Raw genomic sequence first — 4,034 nt, 5'->3', positions numbered from 1 at the left:
CGCCCGCTCCCACAGGTACGGCGCATTCCTTCAGCTGGTGGGGTCCCTGTGGGAGCGGGTTCACCCGCGAAGCAGGCGACGCGGTGGATGGCACCGGCTACGCCGGTGTTCGCGGGCGCGCCGGCTCCTACAGGTACGGCGCAGGTTTCCGAGTCCCACAGGGGCCCTGCCAATTCAATGAGTTATGTGCAGTGCCATGGGAAGTGGGTTCGGTGCAGGTTTCAGGGTCACGCTGTACCTGCACCGGGCGCTGCCTCCACCGAATTTCCATCTAAATCCATGCCACCACTCAACCGTCTAACTACGGAGGAAATTGATGAGCTGATTTCTTAGGAGATTCCCTGTGCAAGAGCTGCTCGATACGGTCGTATCGTTGTCCACCCAAAAACGTAAGGCGTTGGCAGCCTTGCTCAAGAAACAAGGCGTGAACCTGTACGGTGTCACGCCGATCTTCCCGAGGGATCCTGCAGAGCCGGTGCTGCTTTCCTACGCTCAGCAGCGCCTGTGGATACTGTCGCAATTGGGCGAGGTGGGCAGCGCGTACAACCTCTCGTCCGTCTTGCGTTTCAAAGGCCACCTGGATACCCAAGCCCTGCAGCGCAGTTTCGAGGCCCTGATCAAGCGCCACGAAACGCTGCGTACCACCTTCCGCCTGGAACGGGAACAGGCGGTTCAGGTGATCCACCCACATGTCCCTTTCGAACTGGCCGTTGAAGTGCTGGTGCAGGCCGATGACAGCTACCTGCGTCAGCGTGTCGAGGCCGAAGCCCACCTGCCTTTCGACCTGCAGCAGGGCCCGCTGTTGCGTGTGCGCCTGTTGCGCCTGGCAGCAGACGAACATGTGCTGGTGCTGACCCTGCACCACATCGTCTCCGACGGTTGGTCGATGCCGGTAATGGTCAACGAGCTGGTGCAGCTCTACCACGGCTACAGCCAGGGCCAACCCGTGGAGTTGCCGACACTGCCGGTGCAGTACGCCGATTACGCCACCTGGCAGCGCAACTGGATGGAGGCCGGCGAGCAGGAAAAGCAACTGGCCTACTGGACCGCGCAACTGGGAGAGGAGCAGCCCGTGCTGGCGCTGCCCACCGACCGCCCGCGGCCCGCCGTGAGCAGTCATCAGGGCGCACGGATAAAGGTCGCGTTGGACCAGCAACTGGCCGGGGCGCTCAAGCAGCTGGCCCAGCAGCAGGGCGTGACGCCGTTCATGCTGTTGCTGGCCAGCTTCCAGACGCTGCTGCACCGCTACAGCGGCCAGCCAGATATCCGCGTCGGTGTACCGGTTGCCAACCGCAACCGGGTCGAGACCGAGCGCCTGATCGGCTTTTTCGTCAACACCCAGGTGCTACGGGCCGAGTTCGACCTGCAGATGACCTTCATTGACCTGCTGCAGCAGGTGAAGCAACGCGCACTGGGCGCCCAGGCCCATCAGGATCTGCCGTTCGAGCAGTTGGTCGAGGCCTTGCAGGTCGAGCGTAACCTGGGCCACAGCCCGCTGTTCCAGGTGATGTTCAACCACCAGACCCAGGCCAAGGGTGAACGTGTTGGTTTGCAAGGGCTGCAGATGGAAGAGCTGGTCTGGGACAACCATACCGCCAAGTTCGACCTGGCCCTGGATACCTTCGAGCACGAGCAAGGCATTGGCGCGGCACTGACCTACGCCACCGACCTGTTCGACGCCGCGACGATCGAGGGCATGGCCCGGCATTGGCTGAACCTGCTGCAGGGGATCGTATGTGAACCTGGGCAGCGGGTTGCCGACCTGCCGCTGCTGGACGAGCCTGAACAGCACATCATCATGCGCGGCTGGAACGCCACCGAAGCGGACTACCCGGCAGGGCAAAGCATCCATCAGCTCATCGAAGCCCAGGTCCTCGCCACCCCGGATGCCCCGGCGCTGACCTTTGGCCAGCAGACCCTGAGCTATGCCGAGCTCAACCGCCGTAGCAACCAGCTGGCGCACAAGCTGCGCGAGCAGGGCGTGGGCCCGGACGTGCTGGTGGGCATCGCCATGGAGCGCAGCCTGGAGATGGTCATCGGTTTGCTCGGCATCGTGAAGGCCGGCGGCGCGTATGTGCCGCTGGACCCGGAATACCCCCAGGATCGCCTGAGCTACATGTTCGAGGACAGCGGCATCGCCCTGCTGCTGACCCAGTCGCACCTGCACGAAGCCCTGCCGATCCCGGCCGGCCTGCGCAGCCTGGACTTGGACACCGAGAATTTCGACGGCTACAGCGATGCCAACCCGAATGTCGACGTGGCCCCGCTGAACCTCGCCTACGTGATCTACACCTCCGGCTCCACCGGTCGCCCGAAAGGTGCTGGCAACAGCCATCAGGCGCTGGTCAACCGCCTGTGCTGGATGCAGAAGGCCTACGGGCTGGACGCCAGCGACAGCGTGCTGCAGAAAACCCCGTTCAGCTTCGACGTGTCGGTGTGGGAGTTCTTCTGGCCGCTGATGACCGGCGCGCGCCTGGTCATGGCCCAGCCCGGCGCGCACCGCGACCCGCAGTTGCTGGTCGAAACCATCAACCACCACGGCATCAGCACGCTGCACTTCGTGCCGTCGATGCTGCAGGCGTTCATGACCCACGAAGCGGTCGAAAGCTGCGTCAGCCTCAAGCGCGTGGTGTGCAGCGGTGAAGCGTTGCCGGCCGAGTTGGCCCGCCAAACCCTGCAACGCCTGCCGGCGGCGGGCCTGTACAACCTGTACGGCCCGACCGAGGCGGCGATCGACGTGACCCACTGGACCTGCCAGCCGGACGAAAGCATCAGCGTGCCGATCGGCCAGCCGATCGACAACCTCAAGACCCATATCCTCGAAGGCAGCCTGCAACCGGCGGTGCGCGGCAGTGCCGGCGAGCTGTACCTCGGCGGTGTCGGCCTGGCCCGTGGTTACCACCAACGCCCGGCGCTGACCGCCGAACGCTTTGTGCCGGACCCGTTCAGCGACAACGGCGGGCGCTTGTACCGCACCGGCGACCTGGCGCGCTACCGCGCCGATGGGGTGATCGAATACGCCGGGCGCATCGACCATCAGGTGAAGATCCGCGGCCTGCGCATCGAACTGGGCGAGATCGAGGCGCGACTATTGGAGCTGCCGAGTGTGCAGGAAGCCGTGGTGCTGGCCCAGGACGGGCCAAGCGGCAAGCAGCTGGTGGGCTATGTGGTGCCTGCCGACAGCACGCAAGACGAAGGCGCATTGCGCGATAGCCTGCGTGAGGCGCTGAAGGCCGGTTTGCCGGATTACATGGTGCCGGCGCACCTGCTGCTGCTCGGCAAGCTGCCGGTGACGCCGAACGGCAAGCTGGACCGCAAGGCCCTGCCGCAGCCGGATGCCAGCCAGTCGCAGGGTGAATACATCGCCCCGCAGAGCGCGCTGGAGCAGCAGATCGCGGCGATCTGGGCCGATGTGCTGAAGCTGGAGAGGGTTGGCCTCGACGACCATTTCTTCATGCAGGGAGGGCACTCTCTGCTGGCAGTTTCGGTGATTGCCCGCATTCGTCAGCACCTGGGGCTGGACGTGCAGTTGCTTACCCTGTTCGAGGCTCCGGTGTTGAGGGACTTTGCCAAACGTGTCGAGCACGGTGAACGGGCACAGGCTGCTGTCATCGAATGCGTGAGCAGGGCTCAGCCACTAGCGCTTTCCTACGCCCAGCAACGGCAGTGGTTCCTGTGGCAATGGGCACCGCACAGTGCCACCTACAACATTCCGGCCGCACTGAAGCTGGCCGGGGCGCTGGATATCGCCGCCCTGCAACAGGCCTTCGGCGCCTTGATCGAGCGTCACGAAACTTTGCGCACCACTTTCCGCCTGGATGGCGAGCAGGCAGTGCAGGTCATTCATGATCAAGTGCCATTCGAGCTGGCCATCGAGGAGCAGGCAAACGCCGACGAGGCCGCTGTGCGGGCCTGGGTCGAGACCGAAGCAGGGCAACCGTTCGACCTGGAGCAGGGGCCGCTGCTGCGGGCCAGGCTGCTGGGCCTGGCGGCGGACCAGCACGTGCTGGTGCTGACCCTGCACCATATCGTCG

Annotated in this window: 1 pseudogene; it reads left to right on the top strand. The window is 64.6% G+C overall.

Annotated features, from left to right (window positions below):
- Window positions 1–343 precede the first annotated feature (343 nt).
- A pseudogene (locus CAG18_RS25860) lies at window positions 344–4,034 on the top strand (amino acid adenylation domain-containing protein); the annotation flags it as partial.

This window comes from Pseudomonas sp. B22(2017) (assembly GCF_002113105.1).
In the GTDB taxonomy this organism is placed as follows: domain Bacteria; phylum Pseudomonadota; class Gammaproteobacteria; order Pseudomonadales; family Pseudomonadaceae; genus Aquipseudomonas; species Aquipseudomonas asiatica.
The sequence above is the reverse complement of the archived record's forward strand: the minus strand, read 5'-3'. Positions and strand labels throughout refer to the sequence as shown.